The 25758-nt window shown below is 71.0% G+C and carries 23 protein-coding genes; 11 read left to right on the top strand and 12 right to left on the bottom strand.

Annotation, left to right across the window (positions count from 1 at the left end):
- The first annotated feature begins 111 nt into the window (after nucleotides 1-111).
- Nucleotides 112-2421, top strand: a complete 2310-nt coding sequence (locus B1H29_RS13275) for a transglycosylase domain-containing protein (protein ID WP_055418083.1) — start codon at nucleotides 112-114, stop codon at nucleotides 2419-2421.
- A 63-nt stretch (nucleotides 2422-2484) separates the two neighbouring features.
- Here the strand turns inward: B1H29_RS13275 and B1H29_RS13270 are convergent, their stop codons facing one another.
- From B1H29_RS13270 to B1H29_RS13255, 4 genes are all read right to left on the bottom strand, one after another.
- The gene (locus tag B1H29_RS13270; protein WP_055418082.1) at nucleotides 2485-4584 is read right to left on the bottom strand and encodes a SpoIIE family protein phosphatase; all 2100 of its coding nucleotides are present in this window, start codon (nucleotides 4582-4584) and stop codon (nucleotides 2485-2487) included.
- A 280-nt stretch (nucleotides 4585-4864) separates the two neighbouring features.
- Nucleotides 4865-5581, bottom strand: a complete 717-nt coding sequence (gene fomD / locus B1H29_RS13265) for a cytidylyl-2-hydroxypropylphosphonate hydrolase (RefSeq protein ID WP_055418081.1) — start codon at nucleotides 5579-5581, stop codon at nucleotides 4865-4867.
- Between the two features lie 77 nt (nucleotides 5582-5658).
- Nucleotides 5659-7062 carry a class II fumarate hydratase gene (locus tag B1H29_RS13260; RefSeq protein WP_055418080.1) on the bottom strand — a complete coding sequence of 468 codons (1404 nt, stop codon included), beginning with the start codon at nucleotides 7060-7062 and terminating at the stop codon, nucleotides 5659-5661.
- Between the two features lie 77 nt (nucleotides 7063-7139).
- A complete protein-coding gene (locus B1H29_RS13255) occupies nucleotides 7140-8807 on the bottom strand; it encodes a fumarate hydratase (RefSeq protein WP_055418940.1) in 1668 nt (555 codons plus the stop codon).
- Nucleotides 8808-9023: 216 nt separating this feature from the next.
- On the opposite strand from B1H29_RS13255, the gene B1H29_RS13250 reads away from it, so the two are divergent.
- Together B1H29_RS13250 and B1H29_RS13245 are read left to right on the top strand one after the other, a co-directional pair.
- Nucleotides 9024-9731: a DUF1707 SHOCT-like domain-containing protein gene (locus tag B1H29_RS13250; RefSeq protein ID WP_055418079.1), complete on the top strand. Its 708-nt coding sequence runs from the start codon at nucleotides 9024-9026 to the stop codon at nucleotides 9729-9731.
- Nucleotides 9732-9834: 103 nt separating this feature from the next.
- Nucleotides 9835-10212: a WhiB family transcriptional regulator gene (locus B1H29_RS13245; protein ID WP_055418078.1), complete on the top strand. Its 378-nt coding sequence runs from the start codon at nucleotides 9835-9837 to the stop codon at nucleotides 10210-10212.
- A gap of 190 nt (nucleotides 10213-10402) precedes the next feature.
- Here B1H29_RS13245 and glpX read toward each other — a convergent pair whose 3' ends face one another.
- Complete coding sequence (glpX, locus tag B1H29_RS13240; RefSeq protein ID WP_055418077.1) at nucleotides 10403-11434, bottom strand: class II fructose-bisphosphatase; 1032 nt, start codon at nucleotides 11432-11434, stop codon at nucleotides 10403-10405.
- A 126-nt stretch (nucleotides 11435-11560) separates the two neighbouring features.
- Between glpX and B1H29_RS13235 the strand changes: the two genes are divergently transcribed.
- Nucleotides 11561-12094 carry a DUF4245 domain-containing protein gene (locus B1H29_RS13235; RefSeq protein ID WP_055418076.1) on the top strand — a complete coding sequence of 178 codons (534 nt, stop codon included), beginning with the start codon at nucleotides 11561-11563 and terminating at the stop codon, nucleotides 12092-12094.
- Between the two features lie 336 nt (nucleotides 12095-12430).
- Nucleotides 12431-13555 carry an IS30 family transposase gene (locus B1H29_RS13230; RefSeq protein WP_234392994.1) on the top strand — a complete coding sequence of 375 codons (1125 nt, stop codon included), beginning with the start codon at nucleotides 12431-12433 and terminating at the stop codon, nucleotides 13553-13555.
- A 75-nt stretch (nucleotides 13556-13630) separates the two neighbouring features.
- On the opposite strand, the gene B1H29_RS13225 is transcribed toward B1H29_RS13230, so the two are convergent.
- Nucleotides 13631-14221: a malonic semialdehyde reductase gene (locus B1H29_RS13225; RefSeq protein WP_055418074.1), complete on the bottom strand. Its 591-nt coding sequence runs from the start codon at nucleotides 14219-14221 to the stop codon at nucleotides 13631-13633.
- 348 nt (nucleotides 14222-14569) lie between these two features.
- Here B1H29_RS13225 and B1H29_RS13220 point away from each other — a divergent pair, with 348 nt between their 5' ends.
- On the top strand, nucleotides 14570-14782 hold the full coding sequence (locus B1H29_RS13220; RefSeq protein ID WP_055418073.1) for a DUF4287 domain-containing protein: 213 nt from the start codon (nucleotides 14570-14572) through the stop codon (nucleotides 14780-14782).
- Nucleotides 14783-14969: 187 nt separating this feature from the next.
- Here B1H29_RS13220 and B1H29_RS13215 read toward each other — a convergent pair whose 3' ends face one another.
- The 3 genes from B1H29_RS13215 to B1H29_RS13205 form a co-directional block, all read right to left on the bottom strand.
- The gene (locus B1H29_RS13215; RefSeq protein ID WP_055418072.1) at nucleotides 14970-15230 is read right to left on the bottom strand and encodes an exodeoxyribonuclease VII small subunit; all 261 of its coding nucleotides are present in this window, start codon (nucleotides 15228-15230) and stop codon (nucleotides 14970-14972) included.
- A gap of 9 nt (nucleotides 15231-15239) precedes the next feature.
- Nucleotides 15240-16448: an exodeoxyribonuclease VII large subunit gene (gene xseA, locus B1H29_RS13210; RefSeq protein WP_055418071.1), complete on the bottom strand. Its 1209-nt coding sequence runs from the start codon at nucleotides 16446-16448 to the stop codon at nucleotides 15240-15242.
- A 78-nt stretch (nucleotides 16449-16526) separates the two neighbouring features.
- The gene (locus B1H29_RS13205; RefSeq protein ID WP_055418070.1) at nucleotides 16527-17900 is read right to left on the bottom strand and encodes an APC family permease; all 1374 of its coding nucleotides are present in this window, start codon (nucleotides 17898-17900) and stop codon (nucleotides 16527-16529) included.
- A 116-nt stretch (nucleotides 17901-18016) separates the two neighbouring features.
- Here B1H29_RS13205 and B1H29_RS13200 point away from each other — a divergent pair, with 116 nt between their 5' ends.
- Complete coding sequence (locus B1H29_RS13200; protein WP_079160199.1) at nucleotides 18017-19033, top strand: 4-hydroxy-3-methylbut-2-enyl diphosphate reductase; 1017 nt, start codon at nucleotides 18017-18019, stop codon at nucleotides 19031-19033.
- 29 nt (nucleotides 19034-19062) lie between these two features.
- On the top strand, nucleotides 19063-19827 hold the full coding sequence (ppgK, locus tag B1H29_RS13195; RefSeq protein ID WP_055418069.1) for a polyphosphate--glucose phosphotransferase: 765 nt from the start codon (nucleotides 19063-19065) through the stop codon (nucleotides 19825-19827).
- Nucleotides 19828-19836: 9 nt separating this feature from the next.
- On the opposite strand, the gene B1H29_RS13190 is transcribed toward ppgK, so the two are convergent.
- A complete protein-coding gene (locus B1H29_RS13190; protein ID WP_063787495.1) occupies nucleotides 19837-20469 on the bottom strand; it encodes a DUF6542 domain-containing protein in 633 nt (210 codons plus the stop codon).
- Between the two features lie 177 nt (nucleotides 20470-20646).
- Here B1H29_RS13190 and ychF point away from each other — a divergent pair, with 177 nt between their 5' ends.
- Nucleotides 20647-21735 (top strand): redox-regulated ATPase YchF, encoded by a 1089-nt coding sequence (gene ychF / locus B1H29_RS13185; protein ID WP_055418067.1) that lies wholly within the window; start codon nucleotides 20647-20649, stop codon nucleotides 21733-21735.
- A gap of 108 nt (nucleotides 21736-21843) precedes the next feature.
- Here the strand turns inward: ychF and B1H29_RS13180 are convergent, their stop codons facing one another.
- Together B1H29_RS13180 and B1H29_RS13175 are read right to left on the bottom strand one after the other, a co-directional pair.
- Nucleotides 21844-22962, bottom strand: a complete 1119-nt coding sequence (locus tag B1H29_RS13180; RefSeq protein WP_055418066.1) for a tyrosine-type recombinase/integrase — start codon at nucleotides 22960-22962, stop codon at nucleotides 21844-21846.
- Between the two features lie 24 nt (nucleotides 22963-22986).
- Nucleotides 22987-23487, bottom strand: coding sequence for a helix-turn-helix transcriptional regulator (locus B1H29_RS13175; RefSeq protein ID WP_055418065.1), 501 nt, complete (start codon nucleotides 23485-23487; stop codon nucleotides 22987-22989).
- A 121-nt stretch (nucleotides 23488-23608) separates the two neighbouring features.
- Here B1H29_RS13175 and B1H29_RS13170 point away from each other — a divergent pair, with 121 nt between their 5' ends.
- Together B1H29_RS13170 and B1H29_RS13165 are read left to right on the top strand one after the other, a co-directional pair.
- The gene (locus tag B1H29_RS13170; RefSeq protein WP_043473837.1) at nucleotides 23609-23803 is read left to right on the top strand and encodes a helix-turn-helix transcriptional regulator; all 195 of its coding nucleotides are present in this window, start codon (nucleotides 23609-23611) and stop codon (nucleotides 23801-23803) included.
- Between the two features lie 484 nt (nucleotides 23804-24287).
- On the top strand, nucleotides 24288-25541 hold the full coding sequence (locus B1H29_RS13165) for a DUF3631 domain-containing protein (RefSeq protein WP_055418064.1): 1254 nt from the start codon (nucleotides 24288-24290) through the stop codon (nucleotides 25539-25541).
- Nucleotides 25542-25758: the final 217 nt, after the last annotated feature.

Here is a 25758-nt window from a genome sequence, read left to right as displayed (position 1 = left end):
GGATCGGCAGCCGTTCGTCACATCTCGCGGTGTTAGCTTTCTGAGCTGACCTGAGCGGCGAACCTGTGTGACGCGTGAGCACACACGAACGAAGCGGAGCGGATCGGACCCATGGGACGAGCGGAAGAGAGAAAAGCGCGACAGCGCGGTGGCCGCCGCGCGGCGCCGAAACGCCGCAGTCCGTCGGGTGCGGGCGGGAAGAGCGGCATACGCAGGCTGTTCACCTGGAAGAAGATCCTCGGGACCTTCTTCGGTCTCTGCCTGCTCGGCATGGGCGCCTTCATCGTCCTGTACATGGTGATCGACATCCCCGAGGGCAACCCCGAGGCGGAGCTGCAGAGCAACGTCTACAAGTACAGCGACGGCAGCATCATGGCCCGTGACGGTGAGCGCAACCGCGAGATCATCGACTTGGCCAAGGTTCCCAAGAAGGTCCAGCGCACCTTCGTCGCCGCCGAGAACAAGACCTTCTACAAGGACTCCGGCGTCGACCTCAAGGGCACCGCGCGCGGTGTGCTCAACACCCTCTCCGGCAAGGGCGCGCAGGGCGGTTCGACGATCACCCAGCAGTACGTGAAGAACTACTACCTGTCGCAGGAACAGACGGTCTCGCGCAAGCTGAAGGAACTGGTCATCTCCCTGAAGCTGGACCGGGAGAAGTCCAAGGACTACATCCTCGCCGGCTACATCAACACCAGCTACTACGGCCGCGGCGCCTACGGCATCCAGGCCGCCGCCCAGGCCTACTACCGCGTCGACGCCGAGGACCTGACGGTCGAGCAGGGCGCGTACCTCGCCGCGCTGCTCCAGGCGCCCAACCAGTACGACTGGGCGATCGCCAGCGACACCGGCAAGAAGATGGTCCAGGAACGCTGGAACTACGTCCTGGACAACATGGTCGAGGAGAAATGGCTGAGCCAGGCCGACCGTCAGGCCATGAAGTTCCCGGAGCCCCCGGCGCCCAAGCCGGTGCAGGGGATGGAGGGGCAGACCGGGTACCTGGTCGACGCGGCCAACCACGAGCTCAAGAAGCAGCTCGTCGCCCAGGGCGCCGCCGAGGACATGGAGCAGGCCAAGGCGCTGGTGGACCTCGGCGGCTACACCGTCACGCTCAACGTCGACAAGAAGAAGCAGGCGGAGCTGGAGAAGGCGGTCAAGGCCAAGCTCACCAGCAAGCTGGACCCCGACAAGCGCGAGGTCGACGCCGACGTCCAGGCCGGCGCCGTCTCCGTGGACCCGAAGACGGGCGGGGTCGTGGCGATGTACGGCGGCGTGAACTACGTGGAGCACTACACGAACAACGCCACCCGTGACGACTACCAGCCCGCCTCCACCTTCAAGCCGGTGATCCTCGCCGCGGCCGTCGACCAGGACGCCGAGACCCAGGACGGCGTGCCGATCACGGCCAACACCATCTACGACGGTACGAGCAGGCGCCCCGTGATGGACGGCGACCGCGAGGTCGGCTTCGCGCCCCCCAACGAGGACGACGTCGACTACGGCGACATCACCGTCCAGGAGGCGATGAACAAGTCCGTCAACTCGGTCTTCGCGCAGATGGGCATCGACGTCGGCATGACCCAGGTCATGAAGACCGCCGGCGAACTCGGCATGGACACCGAGGGCGTGCAGGCCGTGCCCGCCCAGACCCTGGGCAGTATGGGCGCGAGCCCGATGGAGATGGCCGGCGTCTACGCCACCCTCGACAACCACGGCCGGCAGGTCACCCCGGCCGTCGTGAAGTCGGTCGAGCACAAGGACCGCACGGTCGAACTCCCCGATCCGATCGGCGAGCGGGTCATCACCCGCGAGGCCGCCGACACGGTGACCTCCGTGCTCACCGGCGTCGTCGACGACGGTACGGCCAGGCGGTCCGTGCGGGAGAACCCGCTGCGCGACGGCCAGCAGGTCGCCGGCAAGACGGGTACGTCCGACAACAACAAGTCGGCCTGGTTCACCGGCTTCACCCCGGGCCTGGTCACCTCGGTGGGTCTGTTCGGCGAGGACCCGAAGACCCACAACCAGGTCCCGATGTACAAGGCGGGCGGCGTCGACTACCGCGTCAACGGCGGTGGCTTCCCGGCGGAGATCTGGGCGGCGTACACCTTCGGCGTGATGGGCGAGGTCACCGAGTTCGACCTGGAGACCAAGCAGGGCAACGCGGTCAAGCCGAGCAGCACGCCGACGCGGAGCGAGTCGCCGACCCAGTCGCCCACCCATGAGGAGACCACCGAGCCGCCGGAGAGCGAGGAGCCGACGACCGAGGCGCCGACGACCGAGGCGCCGGAGACCGAGGCGCCCGAGACCGAGTCGCCGACGCAGTCGCCGTCCGGCACCCCGACCACGGAGGAACCGCCCACCGGCGGGGAGTCCACGGAACCGGAGGACCCGCTCTTCCCGGACGGGGACTGGCAGCAGTAGCCGAGACAGGCAGCCGAAGGGCGCCCGGTGCTCACCGGGCGCCCTTCCGCGTGTGCCGGGGGCTCAGCCCCGGTTCAGCTCGAACCACACCACCTTGCCGGTGCTCAGCCGCGTCGCGCCCCAGCGCCGGGCCAGCCGGTTCACCAGGTACAGCCCGCGACCGCCCTCGTCCGTGTGCCGCGCCTGCCGCAGCCGCGGCAACTGCGGCACGTCGTCGCCGACCTCGCAGCGCAGCACGTCCGTGCGCAGCAGCCGCAGGGTGACCGGTTTCGAGGCGTACCGCACGGCGTTGGTCACGACCTCGCTGACCAGCAGCTCCACCGAGTCCGTGAGGTCCTCCATGCCCCAGCGGGCGAGTGCGCGCCGGGCCAGGCGGCGGGCCCGGCCGGGGGCGGCGTCCTCGGGCTCCAGGAACCAGTACGCCACGTCGCTGGGCGCGATGCCGTCGAAGCGGGCGGCGAGCAGCGCGATGTCGTCGTCCCGGTCGCCCGGGCCGAGCATGTCCAGCACCTCGTCGCACAGGGCTTCCAGGGGCGGCGGATGGTCGGGCCCGGTGAGCTGCGCGGTCGCCGCGAGGCGCTCCCGCAACTGCTCTATGCCGGTCCACACGTCCCGCAGCCGGGACTCGACCAGCCCGTCCGTGTAGAGGAGCAGGGTCGCACCGGCGGGGGCGTCCAGCTCCACGGCCTCGAAGTCCACGCCGCCCACGCCGATCGGGGCACCCGCGGGCACCCGCAGCACCTCCGCGTGACCGCCCAGGTGCAGGAGCACGGGCGGCGGGTGCCCGGCGTTGGCGACGGTGATGCGGTGCGATACCGGGTCGTACACCGCGTACAGGCAGGTCGCCATGCGGTCGGTGCCCAGGCGCTGGGCCTGCTCGTCGAGGTGGTGCAGCACCTCCTGCGGGGGCAGGTCGAGCCCGGCCAGGGTCTGCGCGGTGGTCCGCAACTGGCCCATGATGGCCGCCGACGTCATGGAGTGACCCATCACGTCCCCGACGACCAGCGCGACCCGGCTGCCGGGCAGCGGGATGGCGTCGTACCAGTCGCCGCCGACACGCGCCGTCTCCGCGGCCGGGAGGTAGCGGGAGGCCAGCCGCACGCCGGTGCAGCGCGGCAGGTTCTCCGGGAGCATCGTGCGCTGCAACTCGTCGGCGATGTACGCCTCCCGCCCGTACAGCACCGCCTTGTCGATGCCGAGGGCGCTGTGCGTGGCGAGCTGGGCGGCGACCAGCAGGTCGTCGGCCTCGAAGGCGACGCGCTCCGGTCCGCGCAGGAACAGCGCGGCCCCGATCACCCGGCGCCGGCCGCGCAGCGGCGCGAGGATCGCCCGCCGGCCGTCGGGCACGGCGAAGTCCTGGCCGTCACCGAGCAGTTCCGGCAGGGCGGCGCGGGCGGCGGGGGTCTCCGTGAAGACCGGTCGCACCCCGCGCAGCACCTCGGCGAGCGCGCTGCCCGGCCGCACCTCGCACAGCTCGGAGCCGACCGCCTCCAGTTCGGAGGGCTCGGGCTGGGCCGCGGGCGTGAACCCGCCCTCGGTGTCCCGCTCGGCCGGTATCCGGTCGGTGCGGCGCAACCGCAGCACCAGAGGGCCCGTGGGCCGCTCGTCGCCGACCGGCAGCGGTTCGCGCAGATAGACGAGGATCGCGTCCGCGAACGTCGGCACGGTGGCCCGGCACAGCCCCATCACGATCTCGTCGAGGTCCATGCCCCGGGCGATCCGCCGGGTCGCGGCTCCCACGAACCGCAGCCGGTCCCCGTCCCGGCGCATGGGCGTGGGCTGCCCCGGCACGGTGAGCTGCCCGGTACGGCGTTCCGCCCCCGTCGCCGCCCCGGAACCGGAGAGGGGCCCGGGAACGGCTCCAGCGCCGCTGTGCGCACCGCCCGGCTGGACCGGGACGCCCTCGGGCGTGGGCCGCGGGCGGTGCGTGTCGGGCTCGGCGGCCTGCTCGGCGCCCGGCTGGGAGTGCTCGAAGGCGCCGGAGGGGTCCGCGCCCGCGGTGGGCGGCGACTCCCCGGTACGCCCCTGTGCCGCTAACGCGGACCCGCCGGCGCGTGGCGGCACGGGGGTACGCAGGAGCGCCCCGCGGGGTTCCGTGGGGTCGCCGCCTGTCTGGGGGCGGTCGAAGGAGGTCGGGTGCTCCGTCACGCGTGTCGAATCCATCCGTCCGGGACTGCGCGCGGCGCGTGCAGTTCGTCCCGCAGAGATCCCGATACCCGCAATACGTGCCCGGGGAACGGGATCTCCGCGTGGTCAGAGGCTGTTCGTGTGTCACCGGCGGACCGTCTGCGGCCCGTCTCCGTGTTGTCCTCGTACCTCTCGCTCACGTCCTGCCGCCCCTCGGTGACGATCGGTCAAGCACAGCGCACGCTCGGCCGGTTGCTGCCGCGCTCCCTTGCGGAGGACGATCCTACGTTTCCTGCCCGGGGGCGTATCAAGGGTCTCATGAGGACACGTGCGCGGGCGTGCGGTCCCAGTCCCCCGGCAGCGACGGTACCGCCCAGGACGGATCCGGCCGCCAGTGTTCCCAGCCGTCCGCGAAGGGGGAGCCCCAGGCCCGGACCTCCGCCACCGCGGCACGCCCCGCCTTGCGCACCCGCTCGGCGAGCCGGGCGTCCACCAGCCGGTCCCGCTGGGCCTGCGCGAACTCGTCCTCGTCCCGCCAGTGCCAGGTGCGGTCCGGGTGGACGGAGATGTCCAGGAAGTGGTCCTCGGAGTCGACCCCGCCCTCCCAACGGGCCAGCGGTTCCTCCAGGTTCACGTACCAGTTCTTGAACCGCCAGTCCGGGTCCCAGAACAGCCACACCGACCAGGGCGCGCCGGGCCGGGCCAGCTTCAGCACACCCGTACCGAACCACCGGTCGCGCTGCACGGCGCGCGGTTTGGTGTAGCGCGACGCCAGCGGTTCCAGGTGCACGGGCGTGCCGTCGGCGAGCACCGGCTTCACACACTCGGTGCCGGGCGCCAGCCACACGGCGAGCAGGTCGGCGTCGTCCCGTACGACGGTGACGGGGCGCGCGATGTGCAGGTGCGGACCGCCGTTCTCCCGGTACCGCCACAGGATGTGGCTGCCGGGCGCCCAGTACCCCGCCGGGGCCGCCGGGGCGCCCACCTCCGCCTCCGCTTCCGTCGCCGCGCGCACCGCTTCACCGTCTGCCATGGACAGATATTAGGTGCCCTGGCCACCTGACGCGCGGGTGATCGCGGCGAGCGCCCGCGTCCGCGGCGGCCGCCCGGTCACGGACGGGTCATCCGCAGCACGTCCAGCGCCTCGTCCAACTGCGCGTTCGTGAGATCGCCGCGCTCGACGTACCCGCTCTCCAGCACCACCTGACGGATCGTCTTCCGCTCGGCCAGCGCCTTCTTCGCGACCTTGGCGGCCTCTTCGTACCCGATGTACCTGTTGAGCGGCGTGACCACGGACGGCGAGGACTCGGCGTACTCGCGAGCCCGTTCGCGGTGGGCGACGATGCCGTCGACGGTCCGGTCGGCCAGCAGCCGCGAGACGTTGGCGAGCAGCCGGACCGACTCCAGTACGTTCTTGGCGATGACCGGCAGCATGACGTTGAGCTCGAAGTTGCCGGCCGCTCCGGCGGCGGCCACCGTCGCGTCGTTTCCGGTGACCTGGGCGGCGACCATCAGCACGGCCTCGGGGACCACCGGGTTGACCTTGCCGGGCATGATGGACGACCCGGGCTGGAGGTCGGGCAGGGAGATCTCCGCGAGCCCGGTCCGCGGTCCGGACGCCATCCAGCGCAGGTCGTTGGCGATCTTCGTCAGTCCGACGGCGACGGTCCGGAGCTGACCGCTCGTCTCGACGATGCCGTCCCGCGCGCCCTGCGCCTCGAAGTGGTCGCGCGCCTCGGTCAGCGGCAGCCCCGTCGCGCGGGCCACCTCCTCGATGACGGCGGCGGAGAAGCCGGGCGGGGTGTTGATGCCGGTGCCGACCGCGGTACCGCCCAGCGGCAGCTCGGCGAGGCGGGGCAGGGACGCCTCCAGCCGCTCGATGCCGTACCGCACCTGGGCGGCGTACCCGCCGAACTCCTGGCCCAGCGTGACCGGCGTGGCGTCCATGAGGTGCGTACGCCCGGACTTCACCACGTCGGCGAACTCCTCGGCCTTGCGCTCCAGGGCGCCGGCGAGGTGGCCGAGGGCCGGGATCAGGTCGCGGGTGACGGCGGCGGTGGCGGCGATGTGGATCGAGGAGGGGAAGACGTCGTTGGACGACTGGGAGGCGTTGACGTGGTCGTTGGGGTGCACGTCCCGGCCGAGCCGCTCGGTGGCGAGGGTGGCGACGACCTCGTTGGTGTTCATGTTGGACGAGGTCCCCGACCCCGTCTGGAACACGTCCACGGGGAAGTGCTCGTCCCACTTCCCCTCGGCGACCTCACCGGCCGCCTCCTGGATCGCGGCGGCGACGTCCTCGTCCAGGACCCCCAGCTCGGCGTTGACCTTGGCCGCCGCGCCCTTGATCCGGGCGAGCGCCTCGATGTGGGCGCGTTCGATGCGCTGCCCGGAGACGGGGAAGTTCTCCACCGCCCGCTGGGTCTGCGCCCGCCACTTGGCGTGGGCGGGCACCCGCACCTCGCCCATGGAGTCGTGCTCGGTGCGGTACCCGGTCCTGTCCTGCTCGTCGGTCATCGACGATCACCTCCACGTCTCACAGCGTCCGCGACGCGACCACTGTTCCCCGTGGAGGCGGACCGTCACCACCGTTCTCAGGCGAGTCCGGGGCCCCGTACCGGAATGGACGTGAACGTCGGGGCCGGCGCCGGGTCCTGGAAGAAGTCGTTGCCCTTGTCGTCCACCACGATGAACGCCGGGAAGTCCTCGACCTCGATCTTCCAGACCGCCTCCATGCCGAGCTCCTCGTACTCGACGACCTCGACCTTCTTGATGCAGTCCTGGGCGAGCCGGGCCGCCGGGCCGCCGATGGAGCCGAGGTAGAAGCCGCCGTGCGCGTCGCACGCGTCGGTGACCTGCTTGCTCCGGTTGCCCTTCGCCAGCATCACCTTGGAGCCGCCCGCCGCCTGGAACTGCTCGACGTAGGAGTCCATGCGCCCGGCCGTCGTCGGACCGAAGGACCCGGACGCGTACCCCTGGGGCGTCTTCGCCGGTCCGGCGTAGTACACCGGGTGGTCCTTCAGGTACTGCGGCATCTCCTCGCCCGCGTCCAGCCGCTCCTTGATCTTGGCGTGCGCGATGTCGCGGGCCACGACCAGCGGGCCGGTCAGGGACAGCCGGGTCTTGACCGGGTGCTTCGTCAGCTCGGCCAGGATGTCGTCCATCGGCTGGTTGAGGTCGACCTTCACGACGTCGCCGGCCTCGTCGAGCTGCTCGTCCGTCGTCTCCGGCAGGAACCGCGCCGGGTCGGTCTCCAACTGCTCCAGGAAGACGCCCTCGGCGGTGATCTTCGCGACCGCCTGCCGGTCCGCCGAGCAGGACACCGCGATGGCGACCGGGCAGGACGCCCCGTGCCGCGGCAGCCGTACCACGCGCACGTCGTGGCAGAAGTACTTGCCGCCGAACTGCGCGCCGATGCCGATCTTCTGCGTCAGCTCGAAGACCTTCTCCTCCAGGTCCTGGTCCCGGAAGCCGTGCCCGAGCTCGGAGCCCTCGGCCGGGATCTCGTCCAGGTAGTGCGCGGAGGCGTACTTCGCGGTCTTCAGCGCGTACTCGGCCGACGTGCCGCCGACCACGATCGCCAGGTGGTAGGGCGGACAGGCGGCCGTGCCCAGCGAGCGGATCTTCTCCTCCAGGAACTTCATCATGGAGACCTCGTTCAGGACGGCCTTCGTCTCCTGGTAGAGGAACGACTTGTTGGCCGACCCGCCGCCCTTGGCCATGAACAGGAACTTGTAGGCGCCGCCGTCGGTCGCGTACAGCTCGATCTGGGCCGGGAGGTTGGAGCCGGTGTTCTTCTCCTCCCACATGGTGAGCGGAGCCATCTGCGAGTAGCGCAGGTTCAGGTTCTTGTAGGCGTCGTGGATGCCCCGGCTCAGGGCCTCCTCGTCACCGCCCGCCGTCAGGACGTTCTGGCCGCGCTTGCCCATGACGATCGCCGTGCCGGTGTCCTGGCACATGGGCAGCACGCCCGCCGCCGCGATGTTCGCGTTCTTCAGCAGGTCCAGCGCCACGAACTTGTCGTTGCCCGACGCCTCGGGGTCGTCGATGATGCGGCGCAACTGCGCCAGGTGGGCGGGGCGCAGGTAGTGCTGGATGTCGTGGACGGCCTCCTCGGCCAGTTGGCGCAGCGCCTCCGGCTCCACCTTGAGGAAGGTCCGCCCGTCGGCCTCGAAGGTGGTGACACCCTCGGAGGTCACCAGCCGGTACGGAGTGGTGTCCTCTCCCTGGGGGAGCAGATCGGTGTACGCGAACTCAGGCATCTCGCCCATTCCTCACTCGACAGACGCGCGGCTGGATTCCACCACGGCGGCTGGCCTCCATCGGCAGCGTCAACCAGCGTAGAACCTGCCACCGGCGGTGAGCTTGTGAGGTAAGGCTCAGTAGGGGCGGGAGGGATCCGGCGCGTCACGGCCGGTCCGCGACAAGGTGGTCCACAGGGGTAGTCGCGATCTATCGCGTTTCGGTACGCTGCTGCCGTGGACCTTCAGAAGCACGCCCAACCGCAGGACGCGGCACCGCGCGGCACCGCAGCGCACGTCTCCGAGATGCGCGCCTCGGACGCCGACCGGGACCGCGTCACCGACATGTTGCGCGAGGCCCTCGCCGAGGGGCGGCTCACCGCCGATGAGCACGCCGAGCGCGTCGAGGGCGTGCTGGCCGCCAGGACGGTCGGTGAGCTGGACGGCTTCGTGCAGGACCTGCCCGCCGCGCACGCCGGACGGCACCGGACCGCCGCCCCGGCCCCCAGCCGCCCCACCGCCGGTGCCATCCCGGCCGAACCCGACGAGAACCTGGTGGCGGTGTTCAGCAGCGCCGTCCGCAAGGGCCGCTGGCGGGCGAGCCGCCGCATCCACGCGTACGCGGTCTTCGGCAGCGTCGAGATAGATCTCAGTGAGGCGGTCTTCGAGCAACAGCAGGTCGTGATCAAGGCGTTCTCCGTCTTCGGCAGCGTCGAGGTGCGCGTCCCGGAGAACGTGTCGTTGCGCGGCGCGGGCGGCGGCGTGCTCGGCAGCTTCGAGGTCCACACGCTCGACTCGGCCGAGGTCGAGGCCCCCGTCGTCTACGTGGACGGCTGGGCCGTGCTGGGCAGTGTCGAGGCGCGGCCCAAGCGCGGCAAGGTCGTCGCGGACATCCTCGACCGGGTGCACCGCAAGGTCGAGAAGGGTTTGCGCAAGCACCTGTAGCGCGGCACCGGCGACGGTTGGAAACCCAGTGCATAGGCGCGCGCACAACGGGTAAGCCTGACGCATCGTCTCTCGCTCGCGAAGCCGTCGTCAGGAGTAGACCGTGCTGCAACCGCCGCATTCGTCCCTGCAGGTAGCCGCCGTTCCGGCCCAGCGGGTGCCCGTGCGGGACAGGGACCAAGACGCTCCCTGGCACACCGAGGCGGTGTGCCGGCGCGACGAGGCCGGACTGTTCTTCGCACCTTCCAAGGAACCCACCGCCGCCCGGCTCTCCCGCGAGGAGGCGGCCAAGCGCGTCTGCGCGCGCTGTCCGGTCATGGTCGAGTGCCGCGAGCACGCCCTCCTGCAGCCCGAGCCCTACGGCGTCTGGGGCGGCCTCACCGCCGCCGAGCGCCGTGTGGTCCTGGCCCGGCGCCGCCGCCGCGACGTCGAGCTCAAGAAGACCGCCCGCACGACGGGCCACATAGCGGCGGCCGGTTAGAACCCGGGCGTGAGAAGGGCACCCTCTCCGCACAGAGGGTGCCCTTCTCACGCCCGGGCGGGTCGAGCCGCTGAAGGCGCCGGGGCCGTGCCCGAACCGCGCTGCGCCGCGCGGGCGTGACCAGCCCCACTCCACCCGCACCCGCCACGCGACACCCTGGATCAGCAGGCGCCCCGCGGAACCGGCGGAGTCACTTCGCCCGGTCGAAGTCGATCGCGCTGTAGGCCCGCAGCTTGCTCAGCCGGTGCTCGGAGTCGATCCGCCGCACGGTGCCCGACTTGGACCGCATCACGATCGAGTCGGTCGTGGCGGTCTCGGACCGGTACCGCACCCCGCGCAGCAGCTCACCGTCGGTGATGCCGGTCGCGACGAAGAAGACGTTGTCCCCGGAGACCAGGTCGTCGGTGGTCAGCACCCGGTCCAGGTCGTGCCCGGCGTCGACCGCGCGCTGCCGCTCCTCGTCGTCCTTGGGCCACAGCTTGCCCTGGATGGTGCCGCCCAGGCACTTCACGGCGCAGGCCGAGATGATGCCCTCCGGCGTGCCGCCGACGCCGAGCAGCAGGTCGATGCCGGTGCCCTCGCGCAGCGCCAGGATCGAGCCGGCCACGTCGCCGTCGGAGATCAGCTTGATGCGGGCGCCGGTCTCCCGGACCTCCTTGATGAGGCCCTGGTGGCGGGGCCGGTCGAGGATGACGACGGTGACGTCCTCGGGGGTGCGCCGCTTGGCCTTGGCGATCCGGCGGATGTTCACGGACACAGGCGCGTTGATGTCGACGAAGTCGGCGGCATCAGGCCCGGTGACCAGCTTGTCCATGTAGAAGACCGCGGACGGGTCGAACATGGAGCCGCGTTCGGCGGCGGCCAGCACCGCGATCGCGTTGGTCATGCCGTTGGCGGTCAGCGTGGTGCCGTCGATCGGGTCGACGGCGATGTCGACCTCGGCCCCGGTGCCGTCGCCGACCCGCTCTCCGTTGAAGAGCATCGGCGCCTCGTCCTTCTCGCCCTCGCCGATGACGACGACGCCGTTCATCGAGACGGTGTGGACGAGGGTCCGCATGGCGCGCACCGCGGCGCCGTCGGCGCCGTTCTTGTCACCGCGCCCGACCCAGCGGCCGGCGGCCATCGCCGCGGCTTCGGTGACCCGCACCAGTTCCATGGCGAGGTTGCGGTCGGGGGCCTCTGAGGGGACGTCCAACTCGGACGGCAGATGATGCTCGGTCATCGGAGCGCACCTTTCTGATACGACGACGGCCGGATGAGGGTGTGCGCCGCACTCTATCGTCAGTCCGACTAAATGAGCAGGGGACCCCACGGATGAGCGGATCAGGCACCTGCGACGATAGGGGGTGTGGCAGGTATGCAAGGCAAGCAGAAGTCGGCCCGGGACATGATCCTCTCCCTCGGGCTCATCGTGCTCGCGGCGGGCGTGATCTGGATCTTCATTCCGCACGACGACGGCGAACCCCCCGTCGAGCGGGTCGACTACCGGGTCGAGCTGCTCACCGCGCAGCGCGCGGCGCCGTACCCGGTGGCGGCGCCCCAGGGCCTCTCCGAGGACTGGAAGCCGACCTCCGTCCGCTTCCGGGGTGACGAGTTCGACGCATGGCACCTGGGCTTCCACGCCCCGGGCGGCGAGTACGTGGCGATCGAGCAGTCCACGCAGAAGCCGTCCACGTTCATCGACGACGCCAGCCAGGGGGCGCGGGCGACCGAGGCGACCCAGGAGATCGGCGGCCGGACGTGGACCCGGTACACGGGCGGCCGGTACGACGCGCTCGTGCTGCACGACGCGGACGGCATGGAGGGCGCGACGACGGTCGTGGCGGGCACGGGCTCGTTCGACCAGCTCGGCCGGATGGCGGCGGCGCTGAAGCTGAGCTGATCCCCGCCGCCCGACGACGTGACGAAGCCCCCGGCCCTTGCCGGGTTCTACTGATCCCCGCAACACCCTGGAGTTCAGGGAGCTGCGGGGATCGTGGATTTTGAGGTGCTGAAGGCGAAGTTCTTCGAGGCGCTGGATCGGGAGGGCGGCAGCGTCACCGCTGCTGCTCGCGCGGTCGGAGTGAACCGCAATACGGCGTTCGGATGGGCCCGCCAGGCTGGTGTCCGCGGTCGCGGTAAGTCCGGCACGTCTGGGCATCCCGGTCGGGCGGAGTACGAGCGGCTGCGTGCGGCCGGAGTCCGACGCCGGGATGCCGCCGCGCAGGTCGGTGTCCACGTGCGCACGGCCCACGACTGGGACCAGGGCATCCGGCAGATCGGCCATTCGCGACTGCGCCCTGACGGCCGCCTGATCGTCTATAAGACCGGTGTGACCATCATCCAGCCGCCTCTCGCGGCGGTCGACGCGCCGCTGCACCCCAGGTTCCTGAACGTGGCCGAGCGGGAGACGATCGCCGACATGCACCGGGCCGGCCACTCGCTGCGGGCGATCGGGCGGGCTCTGGGACGGCCGGCGTCCACGGTCAAACGGGAGATCGACGCCCGGGCAGTCGACGGCGTCTACCGGCCGCACCGGGCCCAGCGGACCTGGGCCGAGAGCCGGTCACGGCCCAAGACCTCGAAGCTCGCCGCAGACGGGCCGCTGCGTCGATACGTTGAGGACAAGCTGCGCGAACGCTGGTCTCCAGAGCAGATCAGTCACGCTGTGGTCATCGAGTTCCCCGACGACGAGAGCATGCGGGTGAGTCCGGAGACGATCTACCAGGCCATCTACGTCCAGGCCCGAGGCGGCCTGCGCCGTGAGATCGCGGTCGCACTGCGCAGCGGTCGCACCCGCCGCAAGCCTCACCGCAGCCCGGAGCAGCGCACTCGCCGCTTCGTCGACGAGATGGTGATGATCTCCGAGCGGCCTGCCGAGGTGGAAGACCGGGCGGTTCCCGGCCACTGGGAAGGCGATCTGATCGTCGGTCCCCGCAGCGACAGCGCGATCGTCACCCTGGTCGAGCGCTCCACCCGCTACGTCATGCTCGGACACCTGCCCGGCGGACACACCGCCGAGGAAGTCCGCGACGTGCTGGTGCCGCTGATCCAGACCCTGCCCGAGCACCTGCGCGGCTCGCTGACCTGGGATCAGGGCTGCGAGATGGCCTCCCACAAGCAGCTCACCGTCGCCACGGGAGTGCCGGTCTACTTCTGCGATCCGCACTCCCCCTGGCAACGCGGGTCGAATGAGAACACGAACGGCCTGCTGCGGCAGTACTTCCCCAAGGGCACCGACCTGTCCGCGCACAGCGCCGAAGACCTCGAACACGTTGCCCAACAACTCAACGGCCGGCCACGCAAAACGCTCGGCTGGAGAACCCCAGCCGAGTGCCTGCGTGATCTACTGACAGCCGCGTAAGCCATCAGGTGTTGCGAGGACCCCGAGAATCCGCCCTTCGCCGGGGGCTTCGTCAGGTCATCGGGGCCGCGCGGCTCAGACCGTGGTGACGACCTCGTCGTACGCCAGGCGCGGGGAGCGCGGGAACCAGGAGTCCGGGCCCGGGCGGCCGATGTTGACGACCATCAGCGGGGTGTGGTCGTCGTCCAGGAACTCCTTGCGGACGCCGTCGAAGTCGAGGCCGGTCATGGGGCCGGCGGCCAGGCCCGCGGCGCGGACGCCGACGATGAAGTACGCGGCCTGCAGGGCGGCGTTCAGCGTGGCCGCGCCCTCCCGCACCGGGCGCTCGCTGAAGAAGGCGTCCTTGGCCTGCGGGAAGTGCGGGAAGAGCTGCGGCAGCTCCTCGTGGAACTCGTTGTCCGCCGACAGGATCGCGACCAGCGGTGCGGACGCCGTCTTGGGCTGGTTGCCCTCGGCCATGTGCCGGACGAGGCGCTCGCGGGCCTCGGGGGAGCGGACCAGCGTGATGCGCAGGGGCGACTGGTTGAAGGCGGTCGGGCCGTACTTGACCAGGTCGTAGATCGCCTGCACCTGCTCGTCGGTCACCGGCTCGTCGGTGAAGGTGTTCGCGGTGCGGGCCTCGCGGAACAGCAGGTCCTGGGCGGCGGGGTCAAGAACGAGAGACATACGTGAACTTCCTCGGGGTGTACGTCGGCGCTCCGCGCAGATCGGCGGGGAGCCGTTGACGGGCACGACGCTACGGGAATGAAGTTCAACCTTCAACCAAAACGGGAGTGCGGTGATCCGCTTCACATGGCCGAGGCGTGCGGGGGCGGGCGCCGCGGCTCCGGGCGTGCCGGGCGAGCGGGGTATGCGGCAAGGGGGCCGTCCGGCGACGCCGGACGTGCCGTGGTTCCGTCCCGTGCCCCCGAGGGTGAGGTGTCGCAGATCACATCGGCGGGGCGATCAGTTCTCCCGCTTCTCGCGGTCTTACCGGGCAGCACACCGCCACTCGCACACAGGGAGCACGCCGACATGACCGCCACCGTGAAGGGCCCCGCCTCCTACTTCCCGTCGATCGAGAAGAAGTACGGCCGCCCGGTCGCGGAGTGGAAGGAGCTGATCCGCTCCTCGCCGCTCACCAAGCACATGGAGCTCGTCGCCTGGCTCAAGGCCGAGCACGCACTGGGCCACGGGCACGCCAACGCGCTCGTCGCGCACACCCTGGCCGAGGACACCGCCAAGTAGGCCGTCCGTCCCCGCCCCGAGGAGCGGCGCGAAGCGGGCGCCCGTCCGTCCCCGCGCCGCCGCGGGACAGTGCGGAGAGGGCCGCCCGCCTCCTCGCGGCCGGGGACCGTTCGGCGGATCAGGCGGGCGTGCCGGCCCCGCGCCCGTGCCGGCCCCGCGCCCGTGGCGCGACGCGCCGGCGGAGGGGCTAGCGGTCCGCGTCCGCGTCCCGCGCCCCGGCCTCCTCGGCCTCCTCGGCCAGCGCCGCGTCCAGGCGGGCCCGGGCGCCGTCCAGCCAGCGGCGGCAGACCTTCGCCAGCTCCTCGCCCCGCTCCCACAGGGCGAGGGACTCCTCCAGCGTCGTACCGCCGGCCTCCAGCCGCCGTACGACCTCGATCAGCTCGTCCCGCGCCTGCTCGTACCCGAGCGCCTCGGACACGGCCGTCGGCTGCTCCACCTCGCTGGTCATCCACCCACCCTATGCGTCGACTCGTACGGAGAAGTCACCCTCACTGACGCGTGCCCGCAGCGTCTCGCCCGGCTCCACCTCGCCCGGGTCCCGGACGGCGTGGCCGTCGGCCCGCTGCAGCACGGCGTACCCGCGCTTCAGGGTCGCGGCGGGGGAGAGGGCCACCACGCGCGCGTGCGTGTGCGTCAGCTCGGAGTCGGCCCGGTCGAGGTGGTGCCGCAGCGAGCGCCGGCCCCGCTCCAGCAGGGCCGTCACCTGCTCGGCCCGCTCGTCGATCATCCGGTGCGGGTCCTGTATCGAGGGCCGGGCCAGCGCATGGGCCAGCCCCCGCTCCTCGCGGTCCACGTACGCCGCCACACACCGCCGGGCACGGTCGCGGAGCTGGCGCACCCGCTCGTACTCCTCGCCGACGTCCGGTACGACCTTCTTCGCGGCGTCGGTCGGCGTGGAGGCGCGCAGGTCGGCGACATGGTCGAGGAGCGGATTGTCCGGCTCGTGCCCGATCGCGGAGACGACCGGCGTACGGCACTGGGCGACCGCCCGCACCAACTGCTCGTCGGAGAACGGCAGCAGATCCTCCACGCTGCCACCACCCCGCGCGACGACGATCACGTCGACGTCGTCCATCGCGTCCAGCTCCTTCACCGCCTGCACCACCTGCGGCACGGCGTGCACGCCCTGCACCGGGACGTTGCGCACCTCGAAGCGGACGGCGGGCCAGCGGTGCCGGGCGTTCTCCAGGACGTCCCGCTCGGCCGCCGACGCCCGCCCGCACACCAGGCCGATCAACTGCGGCAGGAACGGCAGCGGCTTCTTGCGCTCCGGCGCGAACAGCCCCTCGCGCGCGAGTGCCTTCTTGAGCTGCTCCAGACGCGCGAGCAGCTCCCCGACGCCCACCGGCTTGATCTCGGCGGCCCGCAGCGACAACTGCCCGCGCGGTGCGTACCACTCCGGCTTGGCGTGCACGACGACCCGCGCGCCCTCGCCCACCACGTCCGCCACCGCGTCGAACACCTGCCGGTAGCAGGTCACGCTCACGGAGATGTCGTACGACGGATCGCGCAGCGTCAGGAACACGACACCGGCACCCGGCCGCCGCGACAACTGCGTGATCTGCCCCTCGACCCACACCCCGCCGAGCCGGTCGATCCAGCCCCCGATCAGCCGTGACACCTCACCCACGGGCAGGGGCGCTTCGGGGGTCGAGTTAACAGCCATGCGCCCGAGCGTAACGGCCGGGTGTGACAACCCGGCCCGGCGCGCGAGCCGCCCTTCGCCGGCCTCGGCTCACCGGCCTCACGTCCCCGCGGACCGCCTGCCGCGCGCCTGCGCCACCAGCACCACCAGTCCGACCGCCAGCCACACCGCCCCCACCACCTGCGCGGTCCCCGACGCCTCCACGATCACCGCGACGGTGATCACCGCCCCGAGCACCGGGATCAACACATGCCGCCACCAGCTCACCGGTCCCGCGCCGCGCCGGATCGCGAACCAGCCCACCACACTCGCGTGGAGCATCGTGAACGCGGTCAGCGCGCCGACGTCGACCACCGAGACCAGGTGGTCGAGACCGTCGTCCCGACGCGCCGCCCACACCGCCGCCACCATCGTGATCACGGCCGCGACCAGCAGCGCCACGCGAGGCACCCCGGAGTCCGTCCGCGACAGCGCCTTCGGCAGCCGCCGGTCGCGGCCCATCGCGAACAGCAGCCGCCCGGCCGCCGCCTGCCCGGCCAGCGCCGCGAACGCCGCGCCGATCGCCTTGCTCACCGCCACCAGGTCGTGCAGCCACGTGCCCACGGAGGCGTCCACGGCGTCGTAGAACGCCGACCCCTGCCGCTCCGGCTCCGCCGCCAGCTCCGCCGACGACACCGGCTCCAGCAGCGCCACCAGGTACGTCTGCGCCACGAACAGCACGCCCGCCAGTGCCAGGCAGAACAGCAGCGCCCGCGCGACCTTCGCCGAACCGCCGGTGACCTCCTCCGCGAAGGTCGCGATCGCGTCGAAGCCCAGGTACGACAGCACCGCCACCGACACCGCGCCGACCACCGCGGACAGCGCGAACGCCCCCTGCGTGCCGTCCCCGGACAGCGGCGACAGCCACCCGCGCTCGGCCCCGTCGCGCGCGAGCACCACGATCGCCGCCACCACGAACACCACCAGGACCGCGATCTCCATGGCGAGCACCAGGAAGCCCACCCGGGCCGCCGCGCGCACCCCCCACAGGTTCAGCAGGGTCGTGACGACCACCGCGATCGCCGTCCACACCCACCGCGACACCTCGGGGACCAGCGCCTCCATCGCGATGCCGGAGAAGAGATACGCCACCGCCGGGATGAGCACGTAGTCCAGCATCGCCATCCAGCCGGCGATGAATCCGGCCCCGTTGCCGAGCCCCGCGCGCGCGTAGGCGAACACCGACCCCGCCTGGGGGACCACCCGCACCATCTGGGCGTAGCTGAACGCGGTGAACGCCATGGCGATCGTCGCGACGACGTAGACGAGCGCCACGGCCCCGTGCGACTTGGCGTCCAGCGTGCCGAAGACCCCGACCGGCGCCATGGGGGCGATGAACAGCAGCCCGTAGACGACCAGGTCCCTGAAGCCCAGGCTGCGCTTCAGCTCGTGTTCCCCACCGGCCCCCTGGGCCGCCGTACCGGTCTCGGACATCGTGCCTCCGCCAGCGCATCGGACTGTGCCTCGGAACGTCCCCGTCAACGTCCCCGCCAGTCTCCCCGGCGACGTCGCACCCACGCGATCTCTGACCCGCCGAACGCGGCCTTACGATGGGTGCCATGACTGCTTCGCCCGGCCGCCGTGTCCTGCTCGCCGCCCCCCGTGGCTACTGCGCGGGTGTGGACCGCGCCGTGATCGCCGTCGAGAAAGCCCTCGAGCAGTACGGGGCTCCCGTCTACGTCCGGCACGAGATCGTCCACAACAAGTACGTCGTCCAGACCCTGGAGAAGAAGGGCGCCGTCTTCGTCGAGCAGACGGAGGAGGTCCCCCCGGGGAACATCGTGATGTTCTCCGCGCACGGCGTGGCCCCCGTGGTCCACGAGGAGGCCGAGCGCGGCAGGCTCGCCACCATCGACGCCACCTGCCCGCTCGTCACCAAGGTCCACAAGGAAGCCGTCCGCTTCGCGAACGACGACTACGACATCCTCCTGATCGGTCACGAGGGCCACGAGGAGGTCATCGGCACCTCCGGCGAGGCCCCCGACCACATCCAGCTCGTCGACGGCCCCGAGGACGTCGCCAAGGTCGAGGTCCGCGACCCGTCGAAGGTGGTCTGGCTCTCCCAGACCACCCTCTCCGTCGACGAGACCATGGAGACCGTCGACGCACTGAAGGACAAGTTCCCGCAGCTCATCTCGCCGCCGAGCGACGACATCTGCTACGCCACGCAGAACCGCCAGCTCGCCGTGAAGCAGATGGGCGCCGAGGCCGAGCTGGTGATCGTCGTCGGCTCGCGCAACTCCTCCAACTCCAAGCGCCTCGTCGAGGTCGCCAAGCAGGCGGGCTCCCGCGCGGCGTACCTGGTGGACTTCGCCGACGAGATCGACGAGTCCTGGCTGGAGGGCGTCACCACGGTCGGCGTCACCTCCGGCGCCTCCGTCCCTGACGTACTGGTCGAGCAGGTTCTGGAGTGGCTGTCGCAGCGCGGCTTCGAGGACGTGGAGATCGTCAAGGCCGCCGAGGAGTCGATCATCTTCTCGCTGCCCAAGGAGCTCCGCCGCGACCTGCGCGAGGAGGCCACGTCCCTGGTGGCGGAGCGGGGCGGCTCGGGTACCGCGGGGGCGTGACCGTCAGTCGTCCGTCGTAACGTGGTGCCATGCAGATCTTCGGCGTGGACATCGGCGGATCCGGGATCAAGGGCGCCCCTGTGGACCTCGACAGGGGCGACCTGGCCCAGGAGCGCTGCAAGGTACTGACCCCGCACCCTGCGACCCCCGACGGCGTGGCCGAGGGGGTGAAACAGGTCGTCGAGCACTTCGGCTGGACCGGACCGGTCGGGCTCACCTTCCCGGGCGTGGTCACGGGCGGCGCCATGGTCCGCACGGCGGCCAACGTCGACAAGAACTGGGTCGACACGGACGCGCGCGCCCTCTTCAGCGAGCGGCTCGGCGGGCTCGACGTGACGGTCGTCAACGACGCGGACGCGGCGGGCGTCGCCGAGATGCACTTCGGCGCCGGACGCGACCGCAAGGGCACGGTCGTCCTGCTCACCTTCGGCACCGGCATCGGGAGCGCGGTCTTCACCGACGGCGTCCTCGTCCCGAACAGCGAGCTGGGCCACCTGGAGCTGGACGGCCACGACGCGGAGAAGCGCGCCTCCAGCAAGGCCAAGGAGGACCACGACCTGTCCTGGGAGCACTGGGCCCACCGCGTGCAGCGCTACCTCGCCCACGTCGAGATGCTGCTCTCACCCGAGCTGTTCGTCATCGGCGGCGGGGTCAGCCGCAAGGCGCACAAGTTCCTGCACCACATCGAGGGCGTCCAGGCGGAGATCGTCCCCGCGCAGCTCCAGAACAACGCGGGGATCGTGGGCGCGGCGATGCGCGCGGCGGAGGGAAGCGGCCGGCCCGTCGCGGGCTGACCCCGGCCGTCACACCGGCGGACGGTTCCGGGCGGCGGCGGCCCGGCGGCGCAGCAGCCGCACCCTGCGCACGATCACGGTCGACCCGGCGACCAGGGTCCCGCCGTACAGCCAGCCTGCCTCGGTGGCCAGGGCGGTCACCAGTGCCATCAGGCGCCCGCCCAGCCCCTCGCCGCCGTCGGCGACCGCCACCAGGCCCACGGCGAAGGCGATCGGCACGACGACGGGTGCGGTCAGCAGGTCGCCTCTGCGCACCCAGAGCGCCGTGAGCAGGCTCACCGGCAGGAACAGCACGCCGTACACCGTGAGGGACGCGCCGAACAGCGACCGGTCGAGGAAGCCGAGCACGAGCATCACCGCCGCGCAGAACAGGCCGCCGCCCAGTCCGGTGAGCCTCGGATTGGGCATCCCGCGCAAAGCCCGCAGCGCCCGCACCACCGGAGGACCGGACCGCGCCACCGGCCGTGCCGTCGTCGGCTGTGCCGCGGCCTGCCTGCGCGGATCGCCGCCCGCGCCCGGACCGGCCGGGCGCGCGACGGGCCGCCCGACCGCGGCGCCGCCCGCTCCCCGCCCCTGCGGGGGCAGCGGCGCCCGGCCCCGTCGCGGTCCGTACTGCGCAGGTCGCGTCCCGTGTTGCTCCACTGGACCAACTTAGGTCGGTTTATGTGCCGAATAGCCCGACAGACACGCCGTCGGGCACAGCTTGGCCAAGCGTTCGACACCGCGCGGGGCCGGTACCGGCCACCCCGTAGACTGGTGGATCGGCCCTGCCCGGCCCGCCCCACCTCCTCCGCATCCTCACGTACGGGAAGTCGCAACGTGTCGCTCACGATCGGAATCGTCGGTCTGCCCAATGTCGGCAAGTCGACCCTGTTCAACGCCCTGACCAAGAACGACGTGCTGGCGGCCAACTACCCGTTCGCCACGATCGAGCCCAACGTCGGCGTGGTGGGCGTGCCCGACCCCCGCCTGACGAAGCTGGCCGAGATCTTCTCCTCCGAGAAGATCCTCCCGGCCACGGTCGACTTCGTCGACATCGCGGGCATCGTGCGCGGCGCGAGCGAGGGCGAGGGCCTGGGCAACAAGTTCCTCGCCAACATCCGCGAGTCCGACGCGATCTGCCAGGTCATCCGCGCCTTCAAGGACGAGAACGTCGTCCACGTCGACGGCAAGGTCTCGCCCAAGGACGACATCGAGACGATCAACACCGAGCTGATCCTCGCCGACCTCCAGACCATCGAGAAGGTCCTCCCGCGCCTCCAGAAGGAGTCCCGGATCAAGAAGGACGTGGCGCCCAAGGTCAAGGCGGTCGAGGAGGCCAAGGAGATCCTGGAGAAGGGCGACACGCTCTTCGCACACGGCATCCTCCAGGGCAGCGAGCGCGCCGAGCTCCTCCACGACCTGCACCTGCTCACCACCAAGCCCTTCCTCTACGTCTTCAACGTCGACGAGGACGAGCTGACCGACGAGGACTTCAAGAACGAGCAGCGCGCCCTGGTCGCCCCCGCCGAGGCCATCTTCCTCAACGCCAAGCTGGAGTCGGACCTCGCCGAGCTGGACGAGGACGAGGCCCTGGAACTCCTCCAGTCCGTCGGCCAGGAGGAGCCCGGCCTCGCCACCCTCGCCCACGTCGGCTTCCGCACGCTGGGCCTGCAGACCTACCTGACCGCCGGCCCCAAGGAATCCCGCGCCTGGACCATCGAGAAGGGCGCCACCGCCCCCGAGGCCGCCGGTGTCATCCACACCGACTTCCAGAAGGGCTTCATCAAGGCCGAGGTCATCTCCTTCGACGACCTGGTCGCCACCGGCTCCGTCGCCGAGGCCCGCGCCAAGGGCAAGGCGCGCATGGAGGGCAAGGACTACGTGATGCAGGACGGGGACGTGGTGGAGTTCCGCTTCAACGTCTAATACGTTCGGCGAAAGGCCGTCTGACCTGCGGCGGAGCGGGTTGGGCGGCCTTTGCGGTCCGCACGGAGTCCGCAGCGTGCTGACTTCGGTCAGCGCGCGGGGTAGCGGCTACGCCGCTTCGTCGACCTGGGGTTGGGCATCGGCGGACTGGTCCGCATACGCCTTGTCGACGGCGGCCCGGGTCCGCTCCTCGGAGTCGGGCCACAGGTGGGTGTAGATGTTCAGCGTCATGGCCGCGTTGGTGTGGCCGAGACGCTCAGAGACCGTCTTCACGGACTCGCCGTGCTTGATCAGCAGGCTGGCATAGTGATGCCGGAGGGCATGGGGTCCGGTGCCCTTCGGTATGCCGGCCTTCGCACAGGCGGGCCGCCAGGACCCGTCCATGAAGTGCGTGTAGACCACGGGTCCGCCCTGCGGCGCCGTGAAGATCCAGCCCTCGGGCCCATCGGCGGGGAAGTCCCGCAGGTGGGCCTTCATCGTATCCACCGCCATGCGGGGGAGCGGGACCGTGCGGTGCGAGCGAGCGGTCTTGGGCGGACAGACGTACACGCCGTGCTTGGCGGTCTGCTGGATCTGCTGCTCGACCGAGACGGTCGCGTGCAGCAGGTCCACGTGCCGGAGCTGGAGGCCGAACAACTCGCCGGGACGGAGCCCGGTGGCCGCACCGAGCAGCACGAGGCCCTTGTACCGGGCGGGCATCTCCTCGGACAGCGTCCGCACCTGCTCGACGGCCAGCGGCACGATCTTCTTCCGGGGCACCGAGGGCAGCTTCGCCTCGGCGCACGGGTTGTGAGGGATCATCCGGTCACGGACGGCCGCCCGGAAGACGGCGTTGACCGTGTTGAAGACCGTCCGTGAGGTGCTGGCGGCCAGCCCGTGCGTGGTGCTCAGGCTGGTGACCCAGCTCTGTACGTCGCCGGGCTTGATCGCGCCGAGTGCCCGCTTCTCCCAAGCCGGGTAGACGTAGCAGCGCAGGTGCTGGGCCACCGCCTTGGCCGTGGAAGGGCGGTGCGGCTGGATGGCCCGCCATTCCTCCGCGTAGTCCTTGAAGGGTTTCTTCGCCGACCGCGGGTCGACGTACTGACCGGTGACCAGGCTGGCCGTGACCTCGTCGATCCACCGTTGGGCGTCGATCTTGCGGTCGAAGTGGCGGGCGTGCTCCTTGCCGTCGAGGTCGCGGTAGCGAGCACGCCATTTGCCGTTGGGGCGTTTCTGGATGTTGGCCAAGTGGCCTCTCCTTCTTGTCGGTTGTCAGTAGTGGCCGTCGTCCTCGATGTCGCTGCTGAGCGTGCGAGCGTCGCGCTCGTCGCCCATGAGGCGGAGGCACTGCTCGTGGATCGCCCGCGAGCTGTCGGGATGGGCCTTGATGTGGTCGGCGATGGCGACCACGGCGTGATGGAGGCGGTCGCGCGCGTCTCGGGCCTCGTAGAACGCCTCGACGGCCTCTTGGACGAGCCGTCGACTGTCGATGTCGAGCCCCTCCAGGGGCGGTGACATCAGCTCTTCGAGAGGAAGCTCGAAGACGCGGGAGAAGGCGAGGGCCTCGTCGAGGTTGATGCGCCGGCGGGGGGTGCCGTTCTCGATGCGCCAGACCGCTGTCTGGTTCATCTTGATGCCGGCTCTGGTCACCCGCTCCGCCAGCTCGGTCGTGCTCCACCCTCTGACCTCGCGCTCTAGGGCGACGCGTGCGGCCACGTTCCCCTCGCTGTACAGCAGTGGCACTTCGCCACCCTCGGGCTTGTCGCCTGCCATCGAACCTCCATCATCACCATCGCTATCCCAATTGAAACATGAGCTTCCCGATTTGGGTAACCGCCGATCCTGGGGTACAACTCTATGCAGATCGAATCGTCGCCTAGTCGAATGGGAATGCATGCGATACCTGACCACCACCGAGGTCGCCGAGCGCTACCGCACGGCCGAGAGCACCGTCCGCTACTGGCGCCACATCCAGAAGGGGCCGCGCGGCATCAAGATCGGCAAGCGGGTGCTGTACCCCGAGGCGGAGCTGCTGCGCTACGAGCGCACGCTGATCGACGGCCAGGAGGAATGGGGCCTGGCCTCGTGAGCCGCCAGCAGTCCCGGACACAGCAACGGCCCCCGGCGCGCCAACGCCGAGGGCCGGAGATTCCCCTGCACGTCGCCCATCCCTGAACGAACGAACCGGTGAGGGGCGGGACCTTGCCCGTCCCGTCCCTCACCTGAGAGGAACGTCTATGGAGGACCCTACGTCCCCCGCCGCCTCGAACGCATCCGAGGTTGTCTGGCCCACCCCCGCGGTCCCCGGCCAGGGCATCCCCTGGCGCAACGGGGACCGAACGGAGTCACGGTCCCCTGCTTCGACGGGTGTTCCGGTCGGGGACCGAAACTCCGTCAGCGTGGAACATGCGCAGGTCAGCGCCTTGGGGACCGGTCCCGTCGAACCGGAAGCCGGGGACCGGACAGTGACTTCCGGTCCGCCGGTCCCCGAACCCGGTCCCCGAATTCTGGGCGAGCACGGCGCTCTCCGAGCCAATCTTGAGAGCCACGGTCCCCGCGCATCTGCGGGGACCGTGGTCCCCGACGGCGGATCGGGGACCGGGGACCGCGCTGGTACGGGCGGCGAGACGGCCGAAGAAGGAGCCGCGCTGCTGGATGACCTACGTGCGGCGATCGGCCGGTACGTGGTGCTGCCGAGCGAGGAGGTATTGACCGCAGTCACCCTCTGGGTGGCGGCCTCCCATATCCAGCCGGCTCTCCAGCACGCACCGCGCCTGGCGGTGGTGGGACCGACCAAGGGGTGCGGCAAGTCCCGGGTCCTGGACGTGCTCCACGAGACCGTGTCCCGGCCGATGATGACGGTGAACACCTCGCCGGCGGTGGTCTTCCGGATCATCGGCGAGGATCCGCCGACGCTGCTGGTGGACGAGGCCGACACCATCTTCGGCCCCAAGGCCGGCGACAAGGAGGACCTCCGGGGCCTGCTGAACGCCGGCCACCAGCGCAACCGCCCCGCCTGGCGGATCTCCGGCCCGGAGCACAAGCCCACCGCGTTCCCCACCTTCGCCATGGCCGCGCTGGCAGGCATCGGCGACCTGCCGGACACGATCATGGATCGCGCCGTCGTGCTCCGCATGCAGAAGCGCAAGCCCGGCGAGAAGGTCGCCCCCTTCCGCTCCCGGCACTCCGTCCCGGAACTGAACGCGCTGCGCGACCGACTGGCCGCGTGGCTGACCCCGCTGTGCGGGACAGCGCACCGGCTGGTGCCACCGATGCCGGTCGAAGACCGGGCCGCGGACACCTGGGAGCCCCTGGTGATCGTCGCCGACCTGGCCGGCGGCCACTGGCCCGCCCAGGCCCGTGCCGCCTGCCTGGCGATGACCCGGAACGAGGTGGTCCAGGACGAGCAGACGACCCTGAAGACCCGGTTGCTCCGGGACATCCGCCGCGTCTTCGAGCAGCAGGGCGACCGGGAGGCTCTGCGCAGCCACGATCTGCTCGCCGCCCTCATCCAGGACGCCGAGGCGCCCTGGGCCGAGTACGGGACGAAGGGCCTGAACGCCTACCACCTGGCCAACCTGCTGCGCGACTTCGGCATCAGCCCGGCCAACCACCGCTTCGAGAACGGCAGGCAGGCCAAGGCGTACGCCCGTAACCAGTTCCTCGACGCCTGGGCCCGCTACTGCCCCGACCCCGCCCAGCCGATCCCCGCAGCCGGCGAGACCGTGGTCGCACGTCGAGCCCAGGGCAAGCCACCGACGCCTCCGTCGGGGACGTTGCCCATCGGGCCGCCCGGTGGGCCTGCCGGCCCCAGGCCCACTCGCTGACACCAGCTCCGTATCAATCCGTCGCCTCCGTCCCCGCGCAGGTCAGCGCGGGGACGGAGTTCCTTGCCGATACGGATCACTCCGTACCTGCGACCGCTTCCGTACCTGTCCTGACCAGCTACGGGACGGATGCAACGGACGTGACGAAGCCCCACCGCACACGACTACCGGAGCACCACCGTGTCCGAAACGAGCACCGACAACTCCCCCGTCCGCC

The organism is Streptomyces pactum, assembly GCF_002005225.1.
Taxonomy (GTDB): domain Bacteria; phylum Actinomycetota; class Actinomycetes; order Streptomycetales; family Streptomycetaceae; genus Streptomyces; species Streptomyces pactum_A.
The sequence above is the reverse complement of the archived record's forward strand: the minus strand, read 5'-3'. Positions and strand labels throughout refer to the sequence as shown.